Source organism: Melioribacteraceae bacterium (assembly GCA_035362835.1).
Lineage (GTDB): Bacteria > Bacteroidota > Ignavibacteria > Ignavibacteriales > Melioribacteraceae > DSXH01.
Genome location: DAOSDY010000001.1, coordinates 1031764 through 1053975, shown reverse-complemented (window position 1 = coordinate 1053975; position 22212 = coordinate 1031764). Strand labels below are relative to the sequence as shown.

The 22212-nt window shown below is 40.3% G+C and carries 21 protein-coding genes; 19 read left to right on the top strand and 2 right to left on the bottom strand.

The genetic code is table 11. The features are described 5' to 3' along the window. Positions 1-76: 76 nt before the first annotated feature. The 9 genes from PLZ15_04425 (at position 77) to PLZ15_04385 (ending at position 8972) form a co-directional block, all read left to right on the top strand. Positions 77-265: a hypothetical protein gene (locus PLZ15_04425; protein HOI28985.1), complete on the top strand. Its 189-nt coding sequence runs from the start codon at positions 77-79 to the stop codon at positions 263-265. A 7-nt stretch (positions 266-272) separates the two neighbouring features. Further along, positions 273-755 carry a DinB family protein gene (locus PLZ15_04420; GenBank protein ID HOI28984.1) on the top strand — a complete coding sequence of 161 codons (483 nt, stop codon included), beginning with the start codon at positions 273-275 and terminating at the stop codon, positions 753-755. Next, a complete protein-coding gene (locus PLZ15_04415) occupies positions 748-1506 on the top strand; it encodes an arylamine N-acetyltransferase (GenBank protein HOI28983.1) in 759 nt (252 codons plus the stop codon). The genes PLZ15_04420 and PLZ15_04415 overlap by 8 nt, the downstream gene beginning before the upstream one ends. Before the next feature lie 106 nt (positions 1507-1612). Beyond that, positions 1613-2506: a hypothetical protein gene (locus PLZ15_04410; GenBank protein HOI28982.1), complete on the top strand. Its 894-nt coding sequence runs from the start codon at positions 1613-1615 to the stop codon at positions 2504-2506. Then, entirely contained in the window at positions 2503-3108 is a 606-nt protein-coding gene (locus PLZ15_04405) for a hypothetical protein (protein HOI28981.1), read from the top strand. The genes PLZ15_04410 and PLZ15_04405 overlap by 4 nt, the downstream gene beginning before the upstream one ends. A gap of 8 nt (positions 3109-3116) precedes the next feature. Beyond that, positions 3117-3380 carry a hypothetical protein gene (locus tag PLZ15_04400; GenBank protein ID HOI28980.1) on the top strand — a complete coding sequence of 88 codons (264 nt, stop codon included), beginning with the start codon at positions 3117-3119 and terminating at the stop codon, positions 3378-3380. 9 nt (positions 3381-3389) lie between these two features. Then, positions 3390-3857, top strand: a complete 468-nt coding sequence (locus PLZ15_04395) for a hypothetical protein (protein ID HOI28979.1) — start codon at positions 3390-3392, stop codon at positions 3855-3857. 59 nt (positions 3858-3916) lie between these two features. Beyond that, a complete protein-coding gene (locus tag PLZ15_04390) occupies positions 3917-6328 on the top strand; it encodes a transglutaminase domain-containing protein (GenBank protein HOI28978.1) in 2412 nt (803 codons plus the stop codon). A gap of 154 nt (positions 6329-6482) precedes the next feature. Next, positions 6483-8972: a DPP IV N-terminal domain-containing protein gene (locus PLZ15_04385; GenBank protein ID HOI28977.1), complete on the top strand. Its 2490-nt coding sequence runs from the start codon at positions 6483-6485 to the stop codon at positions 8970-8972. 97 nt (positions 8973-9069) lie between these two features. On the opposite strand, the gene PLZ15_04380 is transcribed toward PLZ15_04385, so the two are convergent. Beyond that, on the bottom strand, positions 9070-10461 hold the full coding sequence (locus tag PLZ15_04380; protein ID HOI28976.1) for a Gfo/Idh/MocA family oxidoreductase: 1392 nt from the start codon (positions 10459-10461) through the stop codon (positions 9070-9072). 150 nt (positions 10462-10611) lie between these two features. Here PLZ15_04380 and PLZ15_04375 point away from each other — a divergent pair, with 150 nt between their 5' ends. Continuing rightward, positions 10612-11052: a GNAT family N-acetyltransferase gene (locus tag PLZ15_04375; GenBank protein ID HOI28975.1), complete on the top strand. Its 441-nt coding sequence runs from the start codon at positions 10612-10614 to the stop codon at positions 11050-11052. A gap of 98 nt (positions 11053-11150) precedes the next feature. Further along, positions 11151-11987 carry a polyphosphate kinase 2 gene (ppk2, locus tag PLZ15_04370; GenBank protein ID HOI28974.1) on the top strand — a complete coding sequence of 279 codons (837 nt, stop codon included), beginning with the start codon at positions 11151-11153 and terminating at the stop codon, positions 11985-11987. 41 nt (positions 11988-12028) lie between these two features. On the opposite strand, the gene PLZ15_04365 is transcribed toward ppk2, so the two are convergent. Continuing rightward, complete coding sequence (locus PLZ15_04365) at positions 12029-13162, bottom strand: Sb-PDE family phosphodiesterase (GenBank protein ID HOI28973.1); 1134 nt, start codon at positions 13160-13162, stop codon at positions 12029-12031. Positions 13163-13315: 153 nt separating this feature from the next. On the opposite strand from PLZ15_04365, the gene PLZ15_04360 reads away from it, so the two are divergent. The 8 genes from PLZ15_04360 (at position 13316) to PLZ15_04325 (ending at position 22097) form a co-directional block, all read left to right on the top strand. Beyond that, positions 13316-14446: an alpha/beta hydrolase-fold protein gene (locus PLZ15_04360; GenBank protein ID HOI28972.1), complete on the top strand. Its 1131-nt coding sequence runs from the start codon at positions 13316-13318 to the stop codon at positions 14444-14446. After that, positions 14443-14976 carry an inosine/xanthosine triphosphatase gene (yjjX, locus tag PLZ15_04355; GenBank protein ID HOI28971.1) on the top strand — a complete coding sequence of 178 codons (534 nt, stop codon included), beginning with the start codon at positions 14443-14445 and terminating at the stop codon, positions 14974-14976. The genes PLZ15_04360 and yjjX overlap by 4 nt, the downstream gene beginning before the upstream one ends. A 61-nt stretch (positions 14977-15037) precedes the next feature. Beyond that, positions 15038-15826 carry a PhzF family phenazine biosynthesis protein gene (locus PLZ15_04350; protein HOI28970.1) on the top strand — a complete coding sequence of 263 codons (789 nt, stop codon included), beginning with the start codon at positions 15038-15040 and terminating at the stop codon, positions 15824-15826. 99 nt (positions 15827-15925) lie between these two features. Next, complete coding sequence (locus tag PLZ15_04345; GenBank protein ID HOI28969.1) at positions 15926-16894, top strand: carboxypeptidase-like regulatory domain-containing protein; 969 nt, start codon at positions 15926-15928, stop codon at positions 16892-16894. Positions 16895-16899: 5 nt separating this feature from the next. After that, positions 16900-18390, top strand: coding sequence for a sigma 54-interacting transcriptional regulator (locus PLZ15_04340; GenBank protein HOI28968.1), 1491 nt, complete (start codon positions 16900-16902; stop codon positions 18388-18390). Between the two features lies 1 nt (position 18391). Next, positions 18392-19966 (top strand): serine/threonine-protein kinase, encoded by a 1575-nt coding sequence (locus PLZ15_04335; protein HOI28967.1) that lies wholly within the window; start codon positions 18392-18394, stop codon positions 19964-19966. 5 nt (positions 19967-19971) lie between these two features. Beyond that, a complete protein-coding gene (locus PLZ15_04330; protein ID HOI28966.1) occupies positions 19972-21291 on the top strand; it encodes a kelch repeat-containing protein in 1320 nt (439 codons plus the stop codon). Continuing rightward, on the top strand, positions 21288-22097 hold the full coding sequence (locus PLZ15_04325) for a hypothetical protein (GenBank protein HOI28965.1): 810 nt from the start codon (positions 21288-21290) through the stop codon (positions 22095-22097). The genes PLZ15_04330 and PLZ15_04325 overlap by 4 nt, the downstream gene beginning before the upstream one ends. Positions 22098-22212: the final 115 nt, after the last annotated feature.

The following is a 22212-nucleotide window of genomic DNA, read 5'->3' as shown; positions in this document are numbered from 1 at the left end:
TTTTCTTTGGTTAATTTAACAACAATTCTTTAATAAAAAGAATTCATTAGTAGTTCAAAAAATCAGGGGGTTTATTATGGTGCGCATTGCCATTTATGCTATTGCACTTCTCTGGATAATAGCAATCGGAGCTACCTATTTCACCTTAAAAGAAACCGAATATTTCACAAAGTTGAGTTCCGTCTACTTTATCTGCATGGCGGGGTCGATACTTGTTGTAAAATTCGCGTTTAGAAAATTATCCCAGAAGGAAAAAGAGGAGTAAAAACCGGATGAAGAACAGAATCGATTACCTGATATCCATCTATAATACCAACGCGAAGCTGCTGATCAACTCGTTTGCTAAAGTTACAGAAGCCGATTCTCTGAAACGTCCGAACAGAAAAACAAACTCGATGATCTTTATTGCACTCCATATTCTGGACGCACGATGTTTTATCCTTACCCAAATCGGTAAGCCGACTAAAAATCCATTTGCAAAATATGTTGATTGGGCTAAAACAATAGACGAAATAAAAACTTACCCGAAGCTCAAAAAAGTTCTTAGTGAATGGAATCGGATCGACGGAATATTTGTGCAGGATTTAAGCAGAATCAATTCAAGAAAACTGAACTCCAGTCAGCAATTCGAATTTCCCGGCGGTAAAAAAATTATTAACATGCTGGCGTTTCTCGCCGAGCACGAAGCGTACCACGTCGGACAGATTTCTTTCATTCGAAAATACCTCGGATATACCGCGACAAGTTATGAATGATCTCTCCGTAGAAAAATATCTTGAGCGGATCGGATTAGTAAAAATTGAAGCTCCCTCGATAGAGTTTCTTTCAAAGCTTCAATTGGCGCATCTTTATTCAATTCCGTTTGAGGATCTCGATATTCCGGATAGGGCGAGAATAATTCTTGATATCAAGCGTTTCTATTACAAAATTATACCGGCGAAGCGCGGCGGCTTCTGTTATGAGTTGAACGGACTATTTCATTGGCTGTTAACTCAACTCGGCTTTAACGTTGATATGCTGTCGGCACGGGTATATAATAAGCAGATACAGGAATTAGGTCCGGAGTTCGATCATATGACTCTTCTTGTCCATCTCGACAAAGATTATCTGGTTGATGTAGGATTCGGGGATTCATTCAGGATTCCTATTGAAATGCCAAGCGGAGAGTGCGCGGATATCAGCGGACGGTACAAAACATTCCCAGCAGAAGGAAACCTTTTTGAGTTGAAAAAATTTGAAGAGAATGATTGGATGCTGCAATACACATTTAAAACTATTCCGCGCAAACTTTCGGACTATTCGGAAATGTGCGACTTCCAGCAGGATAGTCCGGACTCTCATTTCCGAACCAGAATGAAATGTACAATTGCTACTCCAACCGGACGAATTACTCTGAGCGATAACTCTTTAACAATAACCAGGCATGGAGAAAAGAAGAGGACCGAAATTGCCGATAACCGGCAATTCTTTAATTTCCTTTACCAATATTTTGAAATAGAATTGTGATTTCTTCTTTATCAGCGCCTTTTTCCCGTTTTAGGTCATTTTAGCTCCTCAAGAGAGACCACGGTAATAATCTATATATAGATAGAAAAATAACTTGACTTTAAAGGTGAAAAATTCGATTATTGGACAGTTCATAAAATATGAAGTATATAATAAATGCATAATTGGAGTTGCTATGATCTATTCAAGAAAATTAAAACCGGATCGTGATTTTACGGGTCTGTTGCCCGCTTTCTTTTCTCTATTATTTAGCGGATCGGTAGCAGCAGTTTTTGGTCCCGAAGAAGCTATTAGAGTCTTAGGTGCAATCGTTTTCATCTATTCAATATTCGGATTTATTGCTGTTTACAGGACTAAAAATACCGGATACACTTTCAGCGCATTCTATATGCTTAGTATGTCATTATATTTATTTGCACTTCACGTTGATGAAAACAGCAGGAAAGTACTTATCCAGACTCCCTTGTCAAAGCTCTTTTTAGTTACAACAATTTCCCTGCTGATAATCCTGCTGGTTATGCTCTTTCTCAGAAAATTGAAATGGAGAGGTCGCGAAATTTTAGAATTAGCTGCGGTTAATGTAAACGAAGGTCCGGATACTTATACGGACCGTCCGCGGCCGATTGCAAATTTAGAACTCACCCGCGATGAAGTTGAAAACTTCGCAGAATTTCTGAAACGCAACCTTGTTGCCATGCCTTATTATGAACAGGAAAGAATATTATTTGTCCCGGTTAGAATGGGTCAGGAATATTTCTATTTGTTCAACAACAATGTTAAATACTGGAATAAAACCTGGGTCGCATTCGATTTCGATGGCAAAGTATCTGCTCACATTTCAAAAAAAGATTATCTGGAGTACAGAAAAAATCTTGAGTTTGACCCGCTTTGTAAATCTTTCGGAATATTATTTATTGAGTTTTTTGAGTATATGAAAAAAGACGAAGCGAGCAGGATAATTGATAAACTTAATGAAGTAAAAATAGGATTCTTCTCATGATTAAAGATTTTGAAAAAATAAAATTGTTCGGGTCTGCAATCTCAAAAGAATATTCCAAAGATCTCTTGCGGCTTCTCTACTTATATAAAGATATCTCCGCCAGCGAAGCTGCCTCCAGAATGGGAATGCATATTAAAACGGTCCAGGAATTCTTTGATGCTCTTCACGAAACAGGACTGCTGGATAAGCGCGAAGTATACGAAAGCAAGCGGCCCTACTTCAGGTATTCGTTCAGCTTGGACGGGATTGAACTATCTCTTAATGTAAAAGAATTAGTTGACCTGAATACATCAGGAGATATTCCGGAATTATTAATACGCGAAAAGAAAAACGCTAATGTCAGGTTCACCACCGCGAGAAGCAAACTATTTTTCAGCAGCGTATCCGTATGGATCGGTCAGGGGAGAGAGACGATTGAAAAAAAAGTGAGTCTTACAATTCCTCAGGGCAGGTTCTTATTCAACCTTCCTTTTCCCAATGCAGAATTTCTTTCAATCCCGGAAATAATGAAGAAAGCAGATGTGTCTGATGAACATAAATCCGAAATAATAGATATAGTTCATTTGTTAACGGAACACGGAGTGATTGAAATTAAGGAGTAAAAAAAATTATGAACGGTTTTATGGTCGCGGCAATAATATGCCTCTTCACTGGCATCGGTTGTTCGATAGCTATGGTTTCTTTTCTTCAGGAGCGCGGTGTGAAAATAAACTGGCTCTTAATCCGATTATTCCTTCCCCGGTATGTAAGTCAATATAAAAAAATGACCGAGGAAGAGAGTGGAAATCCTGGTAGTTTATATTACATTTTTGTTGTCTGTATGGTATCAGCCTCAACTCTTGCAGTTATTGGCTTGCTGACAAAAATTTTCTAAGAGAGATATATGGAAAAGCTGACTCTCGAAAGACTTTTAAGGTTTGACTCGAAAAGAGTTCTTCTCTTCATAATATTCCTTCTCGCTTTTATTATTACGGAAATTGGGAGAAAGGTCTACCGGCCGTATATCTACTCAAACGGCATCTTCGATTTCTGGATTGCCGATACTATTGGAAATTTTACAGGAACAATCGCAATAATATTTTTTGATCTGGCAATAATTAATCTTCCGGATGAAAAAAGAACAAAAGGAAAGTGGTTCGTATTATTTATCACAATCGGATTAATTATTTATGAACTGGTGCAGTATATATTGCCGGGCAGAAACACTTGCGACTGGCGGGATATTATTGCAACCATAATAGCCGGACTCATCTCACTCGGATTATATAAAATGATCTATTCGGGAAAGTTCGATCCCGGAAGAGAACTCTTTTCCCAGGCGCACAATGCTAATTCTGATAATAAAAACTGATACCGGAAACAATTACGGATTTAATAAAATCAGGAATTAAGTATACAGGGGGTACCATAATGAAAGTGGAAAATAGAAGAACTATTTGGCTCGCATTCTTATTAGTTGCTTGTGCACTTCAGATTGACGCAAAAGTATTTTATCAGACGGCGGATTCTACAATCAGGGAAAAAATCTACTATGCAATTGAAATTAACGGCGTTGTTTGCGGATATTTTGAAACAACCGAAAAACCGGTCGTTATTGACGGCACGGATCTGATCCGGGGCGACATTAATATCTTTACGATGCTTTCACTTCTCGGAAGTCAATTCAATCAGGAGCTGAAGATAACCGCACTTATTGACCCGGATACCAGGAGGTATAGAGAAGTAAAAACACTCATTGATCAGGGTACTGCCAAGTATACCATCGAGTTTACGATAAAGAAGGACACCGTTTTCTATTTTTCTTCAATTTATAATCAGAATAAAAAAGTAAAGTTGAATCCCGGGACGATTACGGGGAATGACGAGATGTTCATACTTGTTAAAAAAGATTTTACTGAAAACAAAAAAACGGAAGCAACGTATGAAATGTTTGAAATGGTTGAAGGAGAAATACAAAGTATAACATTCAAAAAGCTGGGGGAAGAGAGAGTTGAAGTTTCCGGAAAAACATACAATTCAATTCTCCTTGAACAGACTAACAATAAAACTAATGTTAAAACCAGGTTCTGGCTCGATCCCGGCTACGATTACTTTGTAAAGTTTGAAGTTCAGAACCGGAGAGTCTATCTCGCTGACCGGTCGGTAGTAGATAAAATAAAAGTTTCTAATATGGACGAAAACTTCTTTACCAGATCAAACGTGTCGATAGCCGATTTTCAATCGATTACCCGGATGAAAATAAAGGCGAGAATTGAACCGACCGGCGTCCAGATCACTCCTGAATCTCTGAATCTGCCCGGGCAGAAATTCGATGGATCTGTAACCGGGAATACAATAGAAGGTGTTTTTGAAATTGAGCACAAAAAGTATGACGGAAAGAACGCCCCTCCTTTCCCGAATGATTTTAATACTAAGCAGGACTTGATTAAATATCTGGTTCCCGACTCATTTATTGAATCAGATGACCCGGTTCTCATTCAGAAAGCGCGAGAGATCGCCGCCGGCTCGCGCGACAGCTGGGAAGCTGCCTTAAGATTAAGCAGATGGGTTGCGGAAAACATCAGCTATGCGATACCCGGAGGGGGAACCGCAAGACGTACTTATGACATAAGAGCGGGCGAGTGCGGCGCTCATTCGATGCTTCTGGCGGCTTTTTGCCGGGCTGTTGGAATTCCCGCGCGGGTTGTGTTCGGCGCAATGTATGTTCCGAACCGGGGAGGGGGTTTCGGCCAGCATGCGTGGAATGAGATTTTTATGGGGCATGCCGGCTGGATTCCGGTTGATGCTACGGCACGCGAGATCGATTATGTGGATTCGGGACACCTGAGGATATCGGAAATAACAAGAGTCACCTCGATAGCTTTTAATGGTAAATCAATTGAAATTCTCGAATACAAACTTATTGGCGACGACAACACATCAGGAATAGTAAAAAATGACTTTACTCCATTTTTAGGAAAGTACACCAATCTGGAATCGGCAAGAACGTTTACGGTTCTCTTGAAGGAAGGAAACCTTTCGGTTGAAATTCCCGGGCAGGCAGTTCTTCCATTCAATCCTCCGGCTGAAAATGAAAAGTGGCAATGTAAAATAGCACCGCATATATCAATCAGTTTTAATTCTGATCAGCTGGGGAAAACAAATGAAATGCTTTTATATCAGACATTTTCACTTGCTAAGAGAACACCTGATGAAAATAGATATGAGAACCTCCCGGCGGAGTATGTTCCCTATCTGGGAAAATATTTTTTCCCGGCAATTAATGCAGATCTTACTGTAATGGTCTCCGGGGGAGGACTCGCAATTTATGACCCTGTCAATAAAGCAACTATTAATCTGAAACCGCTAGGCAAAGAAGGTGAATGGATTGATGAATCCGGCCGCAACAAGATATTCTTTGAAAAGGAATCGGGCGTAAAAGTAACAGGTTTTAAGCTTGAAACCGGGAATAGTTTTAAGAGAGGTGAACTTGCGGCTTCGGTTATTGAAAGGATTATTAACGAAGGCAATCTCAGGAAGGGGATTCAAAAATATGAAGAACTTAAAGCCGGAGATATCAAAGAGACAATCTTCTCTGAACAGGCTCTGAATAATCTCGGATACAAGTATTTAAATGCCGGGAAATTCGAAGAAGCGCTTGAAATTTTTCTTCTCAATACACGGGAATATCCCGATTCGTTCAATGTTTACGACAGTCTCGGAGAAGCTTATTTGAAGTGCAGCCGTAATGAAGAAGCAATTGATAATTATAAACGATCATTAGAAATTAATCCGGATAACGAAAATGCCCGGAAAAAACTGGCAGAGCTGGGATTAAAATAGATCCGGAATAACCGAATATTAATTGCGTATTTATAATACAAATCTCCTTAACCGCCCCCGCCTTGAAAAAGGAAATATCTTCCCGGTCGGGAATATATAGTGGAATCATTGTATTTTTAGTTGTTCTTTCAATCAATAAAATAGGGGATAATAAATGAGGAAGCTGACAACAATTTGTTTCCTGTTATTAGTAACCGCGTTAACAGTTAGCGCACAGAATCAGCCGGTTACTAAAGCCAACTATGACCTTGCCGCGAAATTCGCACCCAAGAAAGTCGATAAGATGGTTTTCAGTACTTCTGTTGACCCGCACTGGCTGAAAACGAGCGACAAGTTCTGGTACAGTTTCGAAACACCTACAATTAAGAATTATTACATCGTCGATCCTGCAAAGGGGACAAAAAAATTGCTATTCGATAATGTTCAGATGGCGCGGAAATTAACTCTCCTTACAAAAGATCCTTATGACGAAAAACATCTCCCGATAACCAAAATCAGATTCAACATGGACGAAACCGCGTTTGAGTTCGAAGTTAACAGCTCGCAGGACGAAGAGAACTCAACTAAAACTTCAAAGGATAAGAAGGAAAAGAAAATTTTCGGATTCGAATTCAACATTAATACTCAGGAGTTGAAACTGATTGAGGATTATCAGAAGAAGAAGGAGATTCCGCGCTGGGCCAGCATATCGCCCGACGGCGAGAAAATAATCTTCTCAAAAAACTTTAATCTCTTCTGGATGGATAAGGAAAATTTTGAAAAAGCTAAAAAGAAAGAGGACGATTCCACTATTGTAGAGCACAGGATAACCAGCGACGGTGTTGAATATTATTCGTACGGAGAAATGGCGGGCGGACCCGAGAATAATGTTGATAAGGAAAAAAATAAGGATAAACGGAAAGGTGCAGCGGTAATATGGTCGCAGGATTCAAAATATATCGCTGTAGATAGAACCGACTCCCGCAAGGTTAAGGATCTCTGGGTTATTAATGTTCTGTCGGAACCGAGACCTACACTCGAGACCTACAAGTATCACATGCCGGGCGAAGCTGAAGCCCCGGTTGAAGAACTGATTGTTATTAATCTTTCCGATACGACTTATAAACAGACAAAGATCCAATCCGAAAAATTTAAAGACCAGAATCTCTCAATTCTTACTGCCCCACGGCCGGAGAATACTAGAGACGACGATTACCGTTCAACAATGTGGCTCTCTAAGACAAGCGACAAACTTTACTTCGAAAGAATCAGCAGGGATTTGCACCGTCTCGATGTTTGCGTTGCCGACGTCAACACTGGTGAATCTAAAACTTTAATCTCCGAAGAGATGAATACTTATGTTGAGTCGAGAAGACTCGGATTGGTGAATAACGGAGAAGAGCTCATTCACTGGAGCGAGAGAGACGGATGGGCTCACTTTTATCTATATGACAAGAACGGAAATCTGAAAAAACAGATTACAAGCGGAAATTTTCATTGCGAGGATATTGTAAAAATCGACGAGAAGAACCGGGTTTTCTACTTCATCGCGAATATGGTTGATCCGAACGAGGATCCTTATTATACTCATCTTTACAGGGTCAATTTCGACGGCACAGGATTCAAGCTTCTTAATCCCGGCAACTTCAATCATAATGTAAACATGAATGATTCACAAAAATATTTTATCAATAATTACTCCCGTGTGAATACGGTACCGGCCTCAGCCCTGTACGACAACACCGGTAAGAAAATTATGGATCTGGAAACAGCCGACCTTTCTCAATTATTTGCTGCCGGTTATAAATTTCCTGAACCGTTTGTTGTAAAAGCGGCCGACGGAATTACTGATATTTACGGTGTTATGTACAAACCGTTCGATTTCGACTCAACCAAATCCTATCCGTTAATTCAATATGTTTACCCCGGCCCTCAAACCGAAGCTGTAAACAAAAGTTTCAGCAAAGGATTGGATAGAACCGACCGACTTGCTCAATTTGGTTTTATAGTTGTAACACTCGGCAACAGAGGCGGGCATCCGTCCCGTTCCAAGTGGTATCATAATTACGGATACGGGAACCTGAGAGATTACGGTCTGGCCGATAAAAAGTACGGCGCAGAACAACTGGCGTCAAAATTTAAGTTTATCGATATATCACGCGTAGGAATTCACGGGCATTCGGGAGGAGGATTCATGTCCACCGCGGCCATGCTTGTTTATCCCGACTTCTTCAAAGTGGCGGTTTCATCAGCCGGCAATCACGAAAACAACATTTATAATAGATGGTGGAGCGAAAAGCACGACGGTGTTAAAGAGGTCAAGGACAAGAAGGGGGAAATTAAATTTGAATATGATATCGATAAAAATTCCGAACTTGCAAAGAACCTGAAGGGTAAATTGCTTCTCGTAACAGGCGACATAGACAATAATGTTCATCCCGGAAACACGATAAGAATGGCCAACGCATTAATTAAAGCTAATAAGAGATTCGACTTTATGATAATGCCGGGTCAACGCCATGGATTCGGTGATATGACAGAATATTTCTTCTGGCTTATGGGCGATTATTTTTCGAAACATCTGATCGGCGATTATTCATCAAGTGTTGATGTAAAAGAGATCAACAACGAAATTGAACAAACAGGAAGTAAGAAACCGAGATAGAGATTATTGTTGAAGTAAATTAATTATTAGGTCACACTATTTTTTTTAAGTGTGACCTTTTTTATAACTAAACATGCAAGCCGTCAAAAACCGGTAACTATACAACCACCTTTTCAACCCGAAGTGTTTTTTTACTTGTCTCTGCCGCAAATCCCATAATATGACTTTCGATTGAAACGTCGATGGAGGATGAAAGCAGCTCCGGATTATTCTGTGTTATTGCCTGAATCCAGTCCCGCACAAGACGCCAGTCGCCTCCGCCGTGTCCGCTATGTTTATAATTTTCTATTTCAATAGTTTTTGCGTCGTAAGTTTTTGCCTCTTTCGTTCTGAAGTCGCTGATAGTAAACGAATTCATATCGCCGTAGATATGACCCATGCTTCCCATTATGTGAGTTCTTCTTCCTCCGTAAGGTGTAAATGCTTCCATCGAAAAGTTAGCCGTCACTCCATTCTCAAACTTCATTGAACTTATATAATGATCATCCTGGTCGTTATCCATTCTATAAACACAGCGTCCGTAATTTGTTGTCCGCAGATATTCGAGGATTGCGTCTCCATGTTTCTCCTTATCGTCCGGCAAATCGAATACATATGTCCACCCTCTTTCGCGATAGTAAATTTTAAGAGCGGAATAAGGGCACGAACTTTCAACCTTACAGCCGTTCATGCATCTATCGGTACTTCCCTCTGGAGCATTTTCTTTTTTAAACCATTTAAGATCACCCATAGCAACAATCTGTTTACATGGTTGTCCAACCATCCACCGGAGAATATCGAGGTCGTGACAACTTTTAGCAAGAATTATAGGTGTTGTTTCTTTACTGTTATGCCAGTTGCCCCGGACATAAGAGTGGGACATATGAATATGCTCTATCGGTTCAAGATGCTGAAAACTGATTAGCTCTCCCAATGCGCCGGAATTTATCAGTTCTCTTAATTTTATGAAATAAGGTGCGTAGCGGAGTACATGGCAGACAGCGACAATCCTTCCTGTTTTCTTAGTCATAGCGAGAATATCGCGGCACTCCTTTTCCGAAGGGGAAATCGGTTTTTCGAGTAGAACATCGTAGCCCATTTCGAGCGCCGCCATACAAGGTCCGTAGTGAAGATTATCCGGCGTGCTTATAATTACCGCATCAGCAAATTTCGGCTTTTCAAAAACATGTTCCCACGTAACAAACCTGTTTTCATCACTTATGTTATGTTTTTTTGTATAGCGCTCGTTTCGGACCGGTATCGGTTCAGCAACGCCGACAATGTCGAGTTCATCAGGAAATTCAACGGCATAATTACCGTAAACATTTCCTCTTGCGCCGGCTCCGCATGTTATTGCTCTTACCGGTTTGGCGGGTTTCTGAAAAAACGGATTGTCGTCATATCCGGAAAGAGGAATTCTTGTGTTCTCTCCCATCCTGAAATTTGAAAGTAACAATCCTCCCGTTGTGATTCCCAGAGTTTTTAAAATTTCGCGTCGAGTGAAAGGCATGTCGGTCACCATTATCTGTTTAGATATAACGGAACTTAACAAAAAAGAAGATTATATGAATCAATAATTTATCTGTGGCGGTATTGCTCCTGTTCCACTAAATTTCAGCATTAAAATATTTATTAATTGAATTATGCGGCCGGGATTAAAATGATGAAATACAATAAGACTGATTTTACAATCAGTACGAACAAGCGCAGGCTGGATATTTTCGAAACTCACAGATTTCTAACTAATTCATACTGGGCAAAAGGAATTCCTCTAAGCGCAGTTAAAGAACAGATATCAAACTCATTCTGCTTTGGAGTTTACTTTCATAAAAAACAGGCTGGATACGCAAGAATTATTACTGACTTTGTCGGGTTTGCATATCTGTGTGATGTCTTTATAAAGGAGGAGTATAGAGGCATCGGACTTTCGAAGATGCTTATGGATGAGATTATAAATCATCCGAAACTTAAAAATGTAAGATCCTGGATGCTCGCCACAAAAGATGCGCACAAGCTTTATGAAAAGTACGGATTTGAGCCGCTCGATAAACCGCGTAAATATATGAGACGGTACAAATTTAAAGACTGGACCGAAAAATAATTATTCGGTGTTTGGATCTAATTTCCGATTCAATTTTTTTATGGATTAAAATAAAGCTATCAGGTATATTCCTTCAAGAAATTACCGGCGGGCTGAATATGGGACATAAAAAAGAAAAGTCGGAAAAATCCCCGAAAGAAAAAAATCACTCCGGAAAAGAGAAACTCAAAAAAAAGTTTTACGAAAAAGAACTTGCCAAACTTCAGATCGAACTGGTCAAACTTCAGGAATGGATAAAAAATAAAGGATTGAAGGCGGTTGTTATTTTTGAAGGGAGAGATGCCGCCGGCAAAGGCGGAACTATCAAGAGGATTATTGATAAACTTAATCCACGTATTGCAAGACTGGTGGCTCTCGGAGTACCGACCGAGAAGGAAAAAACTCAATGGTACTTTCAGAGGTATGTTCAGCATCTGCCGGCCGCTGGTGAAATGGTCTTATTCGATCGATCCTGGTATAACCGTGCCGGCGTAGAACATGTAATGGGATTCTGTACAGAAGATGAATATCGGGAGTTTTTCAGATCCTGTCCGGAATTTGAAAGAATGCTTATCCGGTCCGGTATAATTTTAATAAAGTACTGGTTCTCCATAAGCGATAAAGAACAGGAGAAGAGATTTCAAAAAAGAATTCACGACCCGCGCAGAAGATGGAAGCTCAGTCCGATGGATCTTGAATCCCGCGCCAAATGGGAGGAGTATTCAAGAGCCAAGGATGAAATGTTCAGCCATACCGATATAAAACAGGCACCCTGGTTTGTTGTAAATGCGGACGACAAGGAGCGCGCACGCCTGAATGTAATTCATCATCTTCTTACGATGATTCCGTATAAGGATTTAACCCCCGGGCAGATTGAACTTCCGCCTCGCGAGAAATCGAAAGGATACGTAAGACCGCCAATGACCGATCAGACGTTTATTCCGGAGGTTTATTAAACCGGCAGCTTATTATTGCTGCCGGTAAATTCATGAAATACTTACTTCTTCGGAGTGACCTTAATATTAAAATCGAGATTTAATTTGAGGTTTTTTTCTGCGCCTGTTATAAGGTTTTCTACCGCATATACTACTGAATATTTTTTCTTGACGTCCGTATCATCCTTGCGTGCTCTCACGGGAAACATCATTGTTGTTCCTGCAAGAAGTTTAATGTATTCCGGAAAACGGATCTTCTCGTCAGTTCCCTCCAGACGCAATTCAAAATCGATATCTGAATTATTTGTCACTTTTATGTTGGCAGTACTTCTTCCAACTGTGTTTACGGTTGTAGTTTCAAATTTAACCGATGATCTGAAAAGAGGATCAAGGTATTTTTCCTCACCGTATAATTTTCCGTCGTAAAAGATTGCCGTACGACGGTTCATAATTCCGTCCTTTATTCCTTCCGAAGATGCTGTTTTGGCAAAGACTAATGTTACGGGCCGTCGTGTGTTTACGTAATCGAATTCAATCGGATTATGAATATCGCTGTTACCAAGGATCGCTAACTTTTTTTCCAGGCACCATTCAAAAACAGTCGGGTAATACTCAATGCTGTTTACAACTTCAATTCCCGAGATCAGTTTGTTTTCTAAAAGGTAGGTGTGTTCATCGTACCAGCGCGCAACTCCGTCGGGCTGCTGACCGGTCCATCCGGGATGATTCCAGAAAACAAGCCCTCCCTGTTTAACGGCTTCTTTAATAGCGTCCCGCCAGTCGTCTTTTACAAGAGCGTTAGCATCCGTAATAAAAATAGCATTGAGATGCCCGGGAGGCATACTGCGTGTAATCTCTGAACCGTGGATCAGAATAATGCCGAGCTGATCTGCAAGAGCATTGCCGATCTCATATGCGGCGTTGTGATTCGTAGGAACATAATCCTTGTGCGGCTGATACTCAATATGATCCGTTATTGCAATTGCGTCCAGCCCGCTCCGCCATGCTTCTTCTATTCTGAATGTAGGCCATACTGTTCCGTCCGAAAAAACCGTATGTGAATGGAAATCGCATTTTAAAGATTTGTATCCCGGAATGTCGGGAATCTTAATCTCTTTTCTGTAATTCGGCTGAGCACTTAAACTGGTGAAAAAGAAAACGAATAGCGCTGCTGTTAATAGATGTTTGATTTTCATTTGGGAGGCTCCAAGACGTTGAAAATTATCTTTTGAAAAATACCAATCGTTTAGACTATATGAAAAGAATATTTAATATTTGACAAGCTTTTTCAAGAGTTATAAGAAATAATAATAATTGTTATTTTTGACGGGTTAAAAAATGGTGTTAAAATGAAGAAGTTGTATTCTATCCTGATTTTCTTTCTTGGAATAAATCTGTCGGCTCAAACAATTAATGTTACATTAGAAGTTGTTTCGCCTACGCTCGGCGATTCTTCAAAAGTTTATGTCTCCGGAAATTCGGAACTGCTCGGCAACTGGCAGCCGGATAAAGTTATGCTTGATAATATCGGAAATAAAACATGGAGGAGAAAACTCCAGGTTCCAAAAGGATTCCGGATGGAGTTTAAATTTACCAAGGGAAGCTGGGATACAGAAGCTCTTGGAAGCGATTCTACTATTCCTCCGAATACAATCCTTACAGCAGAAAAGGATACCGTAGTTGTTATTACAGTTATGAACTGGAGGGATAAATTTAATTTTGTTGTTAAAGGACAAATTACCGGCACGGTTGAATTTCATAAAGATTTTATGATTGATGGTTTGAAGCCGCGCGATATATTCGTCGGGCTTCCGCCCGGTTATAATGAGAATCAGGATCAGCGTTATCCGGTTCTATATATGCACGACGGGCAGAATCTTGTAAACCCACGTACTTCCAATACTTTTATCGACTGGCAAGTTGATGAGACTGCGGATACTCTTATCCGCAAGGGTGAGATTAAACCGTTTATTCTGGTGGGGATCAATAATACATCCGACCGTGCCAGTGAATACAGTAAAACTCCGCTCGGGGAATTGTATATGAAGCTGATTGTCGAGAAGATTAAACCGTTTGTAGATTCAAATTACAGAACACTGCCCGACCGTTTAAACACAGCTGTAGGCGGCTCGTCGATGGGGGGATTAATCTCTTTTGTAATCGCCTGGGATTATCCCGAAGTATTTTCGAAAGCTGCCTGCTTCTCGCCCGCATTTAAATTCAGGGATTACAACTATGTTGATGTCGTAAGAAATTATTCGGGCAGGAAAAAGAATCTCCTCTTTTACCTGGATAACGGCGGCGTTGGGCTTGAATCGGTTCTGCAGCCGGGAATAGATGAAATGATAGACGCGCTTAAATCACACGGGTTTAATAAAGAGAAAGATTTTTTTCTGTTTATTGATAACGAGGCAGAACATAATGAAGCTGCCTGGGCGAAGAGAATGTGGAGACCTCTAATTTTATTCTTTGCAAAATGAAAATATTTGTCGGCTCAAAAAATCCGGTTAAAATTGATTCTGTTAAAGAAGCTCTTTCCAATTACTTTGAGAGTATCGATGTAATTGGGATGGACGCTGAATCTGGAGTATCCGTTCAGCCGGTAGGCGATGAAACCTTCATCGGCGCAAGGAATCGCGCGCTGTTTTTACAGTCGTATTGTAATAATAAAAATATCGGTGCCGACCTTTTTATTGGAATTGAGGGAGGAATTGCGAAACTATTCGACAAATGGTTCGCGTTCGGATGTATGTGTGTTATTGATAGTGCCGGCAAAGAAGGATTTGGAACATCACCGCTTTTTGAATTACCGAAGCCGGTTGTTGATAAGCTTCTTGACGGAATAGAGCTTGGCGATGTGATGGATCAGATTCAGAACGAAGAGAACACCAAACAGAAACAGGGTGCTATCGGCTATTTTACAAACGGAGTTATGAACAGGAAAGAACTTTATATAGAAGGATTGAAAGTTGCAGTTATTCCATTTTTACATAAAGACAAATACTTCTAATTATTCATTCTAATGATCAAGAGCATGATCCCGATCATGATCAAGATTTTCAGGAGACAATATGACACTTCCGATTTACCAGGTTGATGCGTTCACCGGTGAGTTGTTTGGCGGTAATCCCGCAGCAGTTGTTCCTCTGGATAAATGGCTGGACTACGGTACGATGCAGAAGATCGCCGCAGAAAATAATCTGGCCGAAACAGCTTTCTTTGTAAAAGAAAAAGAGAATTATCATATAAGGTGGATGACTCCGCTTAAAGAAGTTAATTTGTGCGGACACGCAACTCTAGCTTCTGCGTTTGTAATCTTCAACTTTTTCGAAAAAGAGAGCAGTAAAGTAAATTTTAATTCAAGAAGCGGAATTCTTGCGGTCGAACGCAACAGCGAATATCTTACACTCGATTTTCCATCGAATAAACCGAAGCCAGCTAAAAGACCCGATAAAATTTCTGAATGTTTCGATCGCGAACCGGTTGAAATACTTGAAGGAGGAGAATATTTATTTCTGGTCTTCGATTCGGAAGATTATATTCGAAACTATAATCCCGATTTTGAACGGCTTAAAACTCTTCATCCGGTTCATATGATTATTACTGCGCCCGGAAAAAACGTTGATTTTGTCTCAAGGATGTTTGCTCCAAACCTTGGAATTAATGAGGATCCGGTTACTGGCTCAGCGCATACGGTACTAACTCCTTACTGGTCTGGAAGGCTCGGCAAAAATGAGCTGCTGGCCCATCAGGTCTCTTTAAGAGGCGGTGAATTAAAATGTGTTCAAGCTGGTGACCGGGTTAGAATAAGCGGTAAAGCGGTACTTTTCCTCACGGGAAACATATTTTTGAATTTTTAATTTCTAATAAATTCTGCATATTATACCCACAAAATTTTGCGTGGTGCGAAAAATTTGCACAAACAACCTATCTTATTATGTGATTTTTTGACTTTTTTAATGAAAAAATATTTAGCAATCATTTTTGCTGTTTTGGTTCTTATCTCTCAACTTTCATGTGATGCACCGAGATTGAACCCCCTTGATCCCTCGAGCCCTGATTACAAGTTGACTTCAATAGAGGGGACTATAAAAACAACAGCTCTTCCGCAGCAACCGATTGCGGGTGTAAAAGTTTTCTGGAAGGATAAGAACCTCACCGTTCAGACAGATCAGAACGGTTATTATAAGCTGGATGAATTGGTTATGAATGATGGAATCCTGATTTTTGAAAAGGATGGATATTCAAAAGATTCGGTAAGAATTGTTTGGGCAGGCCAGAAGAACAAACGGGAGGATGTTTCTTTAAACGCAATTCCTCAAATAAACAAATTCAATCTTTTTACAATTGTTCAGAACAGGTATGCAGATGTTCAGGATAGCAGATTAAACGGTCAGGTATCGATATCGGATCCCGATAACACAATCGATACTGTCTACTTAAAGTGTGATGAGCTCGCTTTTTCAAAAAAGCTAAGCTTTAGCCCTGTCCTGAATATGTTCGAAGGTTCATTTACTCCTGCAGATCTCAATGTTACTTCTCTCGACATTGTTATCGGCAAGAAATTTGAACTGGTTACGATTGATAATACCCATAAAGCTTTTTTAACGGGCTCCACCAATGTAATGCGAATAATTAAACAGGAAGTTATAATCCGCGAACCGTTGAATAAAATCTCGGTGAATACGAAGCCTGTTCTTAAATGGTATCGCTTTCTTCCCGGATTCAATTTCAAATACAAAGTTGAAATTTATACAGACGAACTCGTTCCCCAACCAATATGGGACAAAGAAAATATTTCCAAAGAGGACGTGGAAACAACACCCGATTTTGACCTTTCTCCGGGTGAGTATTATTGGGTCGTCTGGGCTGTGGACGATTTCCAGAACCGGTGCCGTTCTAAACCGGCATCTTTTGTTGTCAAGTGATCAAAATGAAAAATCTTGTTACTGAAAATATTAGCCATGTTAAAAATCTTTCCAGGGAAGAGTTCGAAGCTCTATACGAGTTTACACAGATTTTAAATTCCGCTACCCGACAGGATTCTTTAATTGAAGATACAATCGACATTGTAATTAAGATTATTAATGCCGAACGGGGGATTTTTGTTAAATACGACGACTCTACAAATAATTTTTCGATAATTACGGGGAGGAAGATCTCGAGTGAAAACATTACAGACCTCGGCGAGTTTTCTTCGGGAATACTTCAGAAGGTAATACAGGAAAAGAAACCTCTCTTATATCACGATGTAATGAGCGACCCGCACCTTTCTCAGTTTGAAAGCGTTCAGATTCACAGAATTAAATCGGTGATCGGTGTGCCGATTAAAAGGAACGGGAAAGTCTGGGGTGTTATTATTGCCGATAGTACTCTGGACCGCCGGGAATTCACCGAAGAAAATCTCACATTCCTTAATTTCTTCTCGAACCTGGTTTCATTAGCCCTCGATAAAATTCTGAAGCTCGAAGAACTGGAAAAAGAAAACATTATTCTAACAAACAAACTCCAGTCCACCGAAGAAATTCCCGACATGATCGGTGCAAGCGTTGTTATGAGAAACCTTTCCCAACTCCTTTACAAGGTTGCCCAGACAGACGCTACAGTATTAATTGTCGGCGAGAGCGGAACAGGAAAGGAAATTGCTGCGAAAGCGATTCATCAGCTGAGTAAAAGAAAGGAAAAACCTTTTCTTGCGCAGTTCTGCGGATCGATTCCGGATAATCTACTCGAAAGCGAATTGTTCGGTTATAAAAAGGGCGCTTTCACGGGCGCCAATTCGGATAAGCAGGGACTCATCGAAGCAGCGGAAGGAGGCACGTTTTTCCTGGACGAAATCGGGGATATTTCCACGGCTCTCCAGGCAAAACTTCTTCGTGTTCTTGAAAGCAGGGAAATTATCCGGCTCGGCGATACCAAAGTAAAAAAAGCGGATGTAAGAATTATTGCGGCCACTAATAAAGACCTCCATTCACTTACAAAAGACGGACAGTTCAGGGAGGATCTTTTCTACCGGTTGAACGTTTTTCCTATTAAAATGCCGCCGTTACGTGAAAGGCGAGAGGATATTCCGATGCTGGCCAGTTACTTTGCCAGGAAACTCGGAAGAAAAGATGTCTCTATCGACCCGTCCGCAATTAAAAAACTTGAAAATTACTACTGGCCGGGAAATATTAGGCAGCTGATCAATGTGGTTCAAAGAGCTCTGATACTTAGCGATACAAACAGAATTTCAAACGAACATATAATAATGGAAGACAGCAGGGATGTTGCGGATTTTAAGGGGACTCTTCATGAATTTGAAATGCTGCTTCTCAAAAAACGTCTCGAAGAATTTAACGGCAACCGAACGCTTACCGCAAAATCTCTTGATGTTTCGGTAAGGTGGATACAACTCAAATTAAAGGAGATGGGCGAGCAATAGAATGCTTGGAATAACAACTGAAATATTGTTCGAAAAATTCGAAATACTTGAAGTCCTTAAAAAAGATGAACACGCGGCCGTTTTCCTTGCGAATCATGTTTATCTGAGCAAGAAAATTATTCTTAAAGTTCTCAACACGCAGAAAATATCCGACCATGCGTTGGTGGAACGTTTTAAACGGGAGGCAAAACTTCTTGCAAAGCTTGATCATCCGAATATTATTAAGGTTCTCGACTTCGGAACAGCCAAAGAATATTTTTATATTTCGTTCGAATATATAGACGGCGTGAGCCTTCGCAACATATTTAAAACAAAATCTCTTGAGCCTGATCAGAAAGAAAAACTGATGGTTCAGCTCCTTAAAGCTCTCGACTTTGCACACGCTCACCAGATAATTCACCGTGATATCAAGCCCGAGAATATTTTCATCGATAAAAATCTTAATCTTAAACTCGGCGATTTCGGACTGGCTCTTTCCGCCGAGGACAACTTTGTTACTAATCCGTATTCAATTGTCGGAACCCCGAGTTATATGTCGCCGGAACAGGTCCGAGGCGCAAAATTAAATCCCCAATCCGATCTCTTCTCTGCGGGTGTTGTTTTGTTTGAAATGTTTACAGGCAGGAATCCGTTCTTAAAAGAGAATGTTAGCTTAACACTAAATGAAATAATGGGATTCGACGAGGGAAACATTTCGAACCAGGTTAAAGACTTACCGGAACAGATCGGGAATTTACTTTCAAAACTTCTTCAGAAAAATTTATCTAAAAGATATGATTCTGCGCGGGAAATTCTTAACGAATTGAATATACCCGATGAACAGCCGACAATGACAGTTGAACAGTATGAAAGGGAGAGCGGGAGATCGAAAAAACTCTTATGGCTAATGGCCATTGTTTCGGTTGTAGCAATTCTGATAATAATTATGATGAAGCTGGAGAATCCGGGAGTTGAATCAAATTTAAATCCCGAGAATAAAGAGATTTCTAATAGCACCGATACTGCGGGAAGGAACAATTCCGAATCCGGCATAAATCGGGATGAGATCAATCAGGATGAAGTAAATCCCGCTAATCTTAATAAGCCTCTTGTTGAGCAGGGGAATAATAAAATGGATCAGGACCAATCTCAGAATGTGCCCGTTGTAAAATACGGCCAGCTCCTGGTTAATGTTTCTCCGTATGCAGAAGTTTTTATTGACGGAGAAAGAATCGGGTTAACACCATTCACAAAACCGCTGGTTTATCAGGAAGGCGAGCATACAATTAAACTTGTTCATCCCGATTATCCTGTTTTTTCGGATGTTGTTAATGTTATACAGGGAGAAACAACAAGATTCAGGGTTTCTCTGGAATCAACAATCGGGTATATCCGGTGCAGAGTAGCTCCCTGGGGAAATGTCTATGTAAATGAAGATTTTAAGGGAACAACACCGCTTCCGGAAAAAGAATTGATAAGAGTGGCACCGGGTCCGGTCCGACTTGTAATAAAACACCCGAGTTATAAAGACATTGATACGGCCTTTACAATTTCCCGCGGGGATACATTAAATTTCAGATTCACTTTCAAAAAGTAATTTATATGAAGGTAAGAATATTCGCGTTGTTGATATTATTTCTCTTTACACTTCAGATCTCTTCCCAGCAATACAGGTGGAGAGTTGTTGGAACAATGAAGTATCCGGTTTCGGGAGCCCAGGTTGTATATGATATTGCATCGGGCAGTGATAAGATATATCTCTTCGGCGGGTATTCGGATTCCCTCCAGAGTGCCGTCGATTGGATCCAGGAATATGACGTGGTTAAAAATACATGGACTATTGTCGGCCGAATGCTTCAAACCCGCGATCAGTTCGTTGCAGATATATGGAAAAACAGCATTATGTATTTCGGCGGTACTGTTGAATCATCTACCGATAAAAATGCGATTGAAACATGGGATTATAAAATCGTTACGAATCTGCCGTCGGTTTATGATAGGGGAAGGAATTTCGGAAGGTCGTTTTCCACGGGTCAGGTGATAGGAGATAATTTTTATATAATCGGCGGGGATGCCCAGAACCCGAGCGATACGCTCGATTATATTGTCGGTTATAACCTTAATACAAAACAGGTCGGATTTACTTTCAAATCCCCGTCGTCGAATACACTAAGTCAGAGAATGACTTTTATTGTCGGGAGCAATATTTTCATATTCGGCGGTGTAATGAACGGAGTAACCAACGCTATTCAGAGATTTAATATTCCGCAGCAGAGACTTGAGAATCTGACCGAACAGCTTCTCGAAGTGCGCGCAGCTGGTTCTGCCGTTTATAATCCCTTAAGTCAGAAAGGATTTATAATCGGCGGTTATAACGAGAAGCTGGGAGCCCTTAACACGGTTGAAGAGATAGAGTTCCGGCCAGATGGAACTCTCGAAATTAGACAGGGTCCGCCCCTTACATATGCCCGCACAAATCTTATGGCGGTTGCATATAAAAACGGCCTCGTTGCTGTTTTCGGTGGCAGAACCGACCGTGGTCATTCCGGCAACACCGTGCCTTATGTCGAGATCCTGGAACAGGTCACTTCAGTTGAGGATGAGACATCTGTCATTCCGTTATCACATAAACTCTATCCGAATTATCCCAATCCATTTAATCCATCTACGAATATTCAGTATGAACTTGCGGACGGATCAAATATTTCTCTCGATATTTACTCGGTGCTCGGCGAACACGTAATAAACCTGGAAAAAGGATTTGCAAAAGCCGGATCGCATACAAAAGTATGGAACGGTCTGGATACAAACGGAAGTAAAGTTCCCAGCGGAATTTATTTCCTCACACTTAAAATCAGCGGGGATAGTTTTAAGAAAACCGCCGGATCAATTCAAACACAAAAAATGATCCTTATCAAATGACAAAAAAACTGATAATTATATTCTTCTTCTTTTTAACCGCTGTAATTACGGCACAGGAAGTTACGTTCAATCAGGTTAAAGATGAATATGAAGCGTTTGAATATGAAAAAGTTATCAATCTATCTAATACATTGATAAAGCAGGGCGGGATTTCCGATTCGTTGAGAATAGAAGTTTACTTGATGAGAGTTGTATCGTTTTATTCGATTGGGGATGAGTCTTCGGCCCAGAATAGTTTCCTCGAGATTTTAAAGGTCGACAATAATTTTATACCCGATCCCTCGAAAATTTCTCCACGCCTTATTACAATTTTTGAAAATGTGAAAACCGATTTTGTTAAATCATTGAAACCGGAGTCAACTACAAAGGACACTACGGATCAGACGCAGAAGTATTTGACCGATCCGTCTTACAAAACCGCAATACTAAAAAATATTTTTGTCCCGGGATGGGGACAGATATCCAATAACAGCGGAACAAAGGGATATCTGCTTACTGCGGCATCATCCGCAAATCTTGCAGCAATGATCTATTTTATTTTCGATTCAAATAAAAAAGAGAAAGAATATATAAACGAGATTAACAGGAATCTGATCCAGGCTAAATATGATTCATTTAACAGCTCTTATAAAACCAGAAATGTTCTTATTGCCTCTTACGTACTGATCTGGATTTACAGCCAGATTGATCTGCTGATCTTTAATGACAGGGATGAAGTTTTAACTAACGGAGGGGAAGAGAGAGTCACTTTTTCAGGCGAAAGAGGAAACCTTAACCTTAATTTTAAAATCCCGATCAGATTTTAAGCCTCGCATAATTTTCAGATAGAACGAAAAATATTCGCACCGATCTTTATTCAACAGCTGATTATAATTTTAAAAAACCCCATTAATTGACTCGTTTAGATGTTTTTTCTTGGTA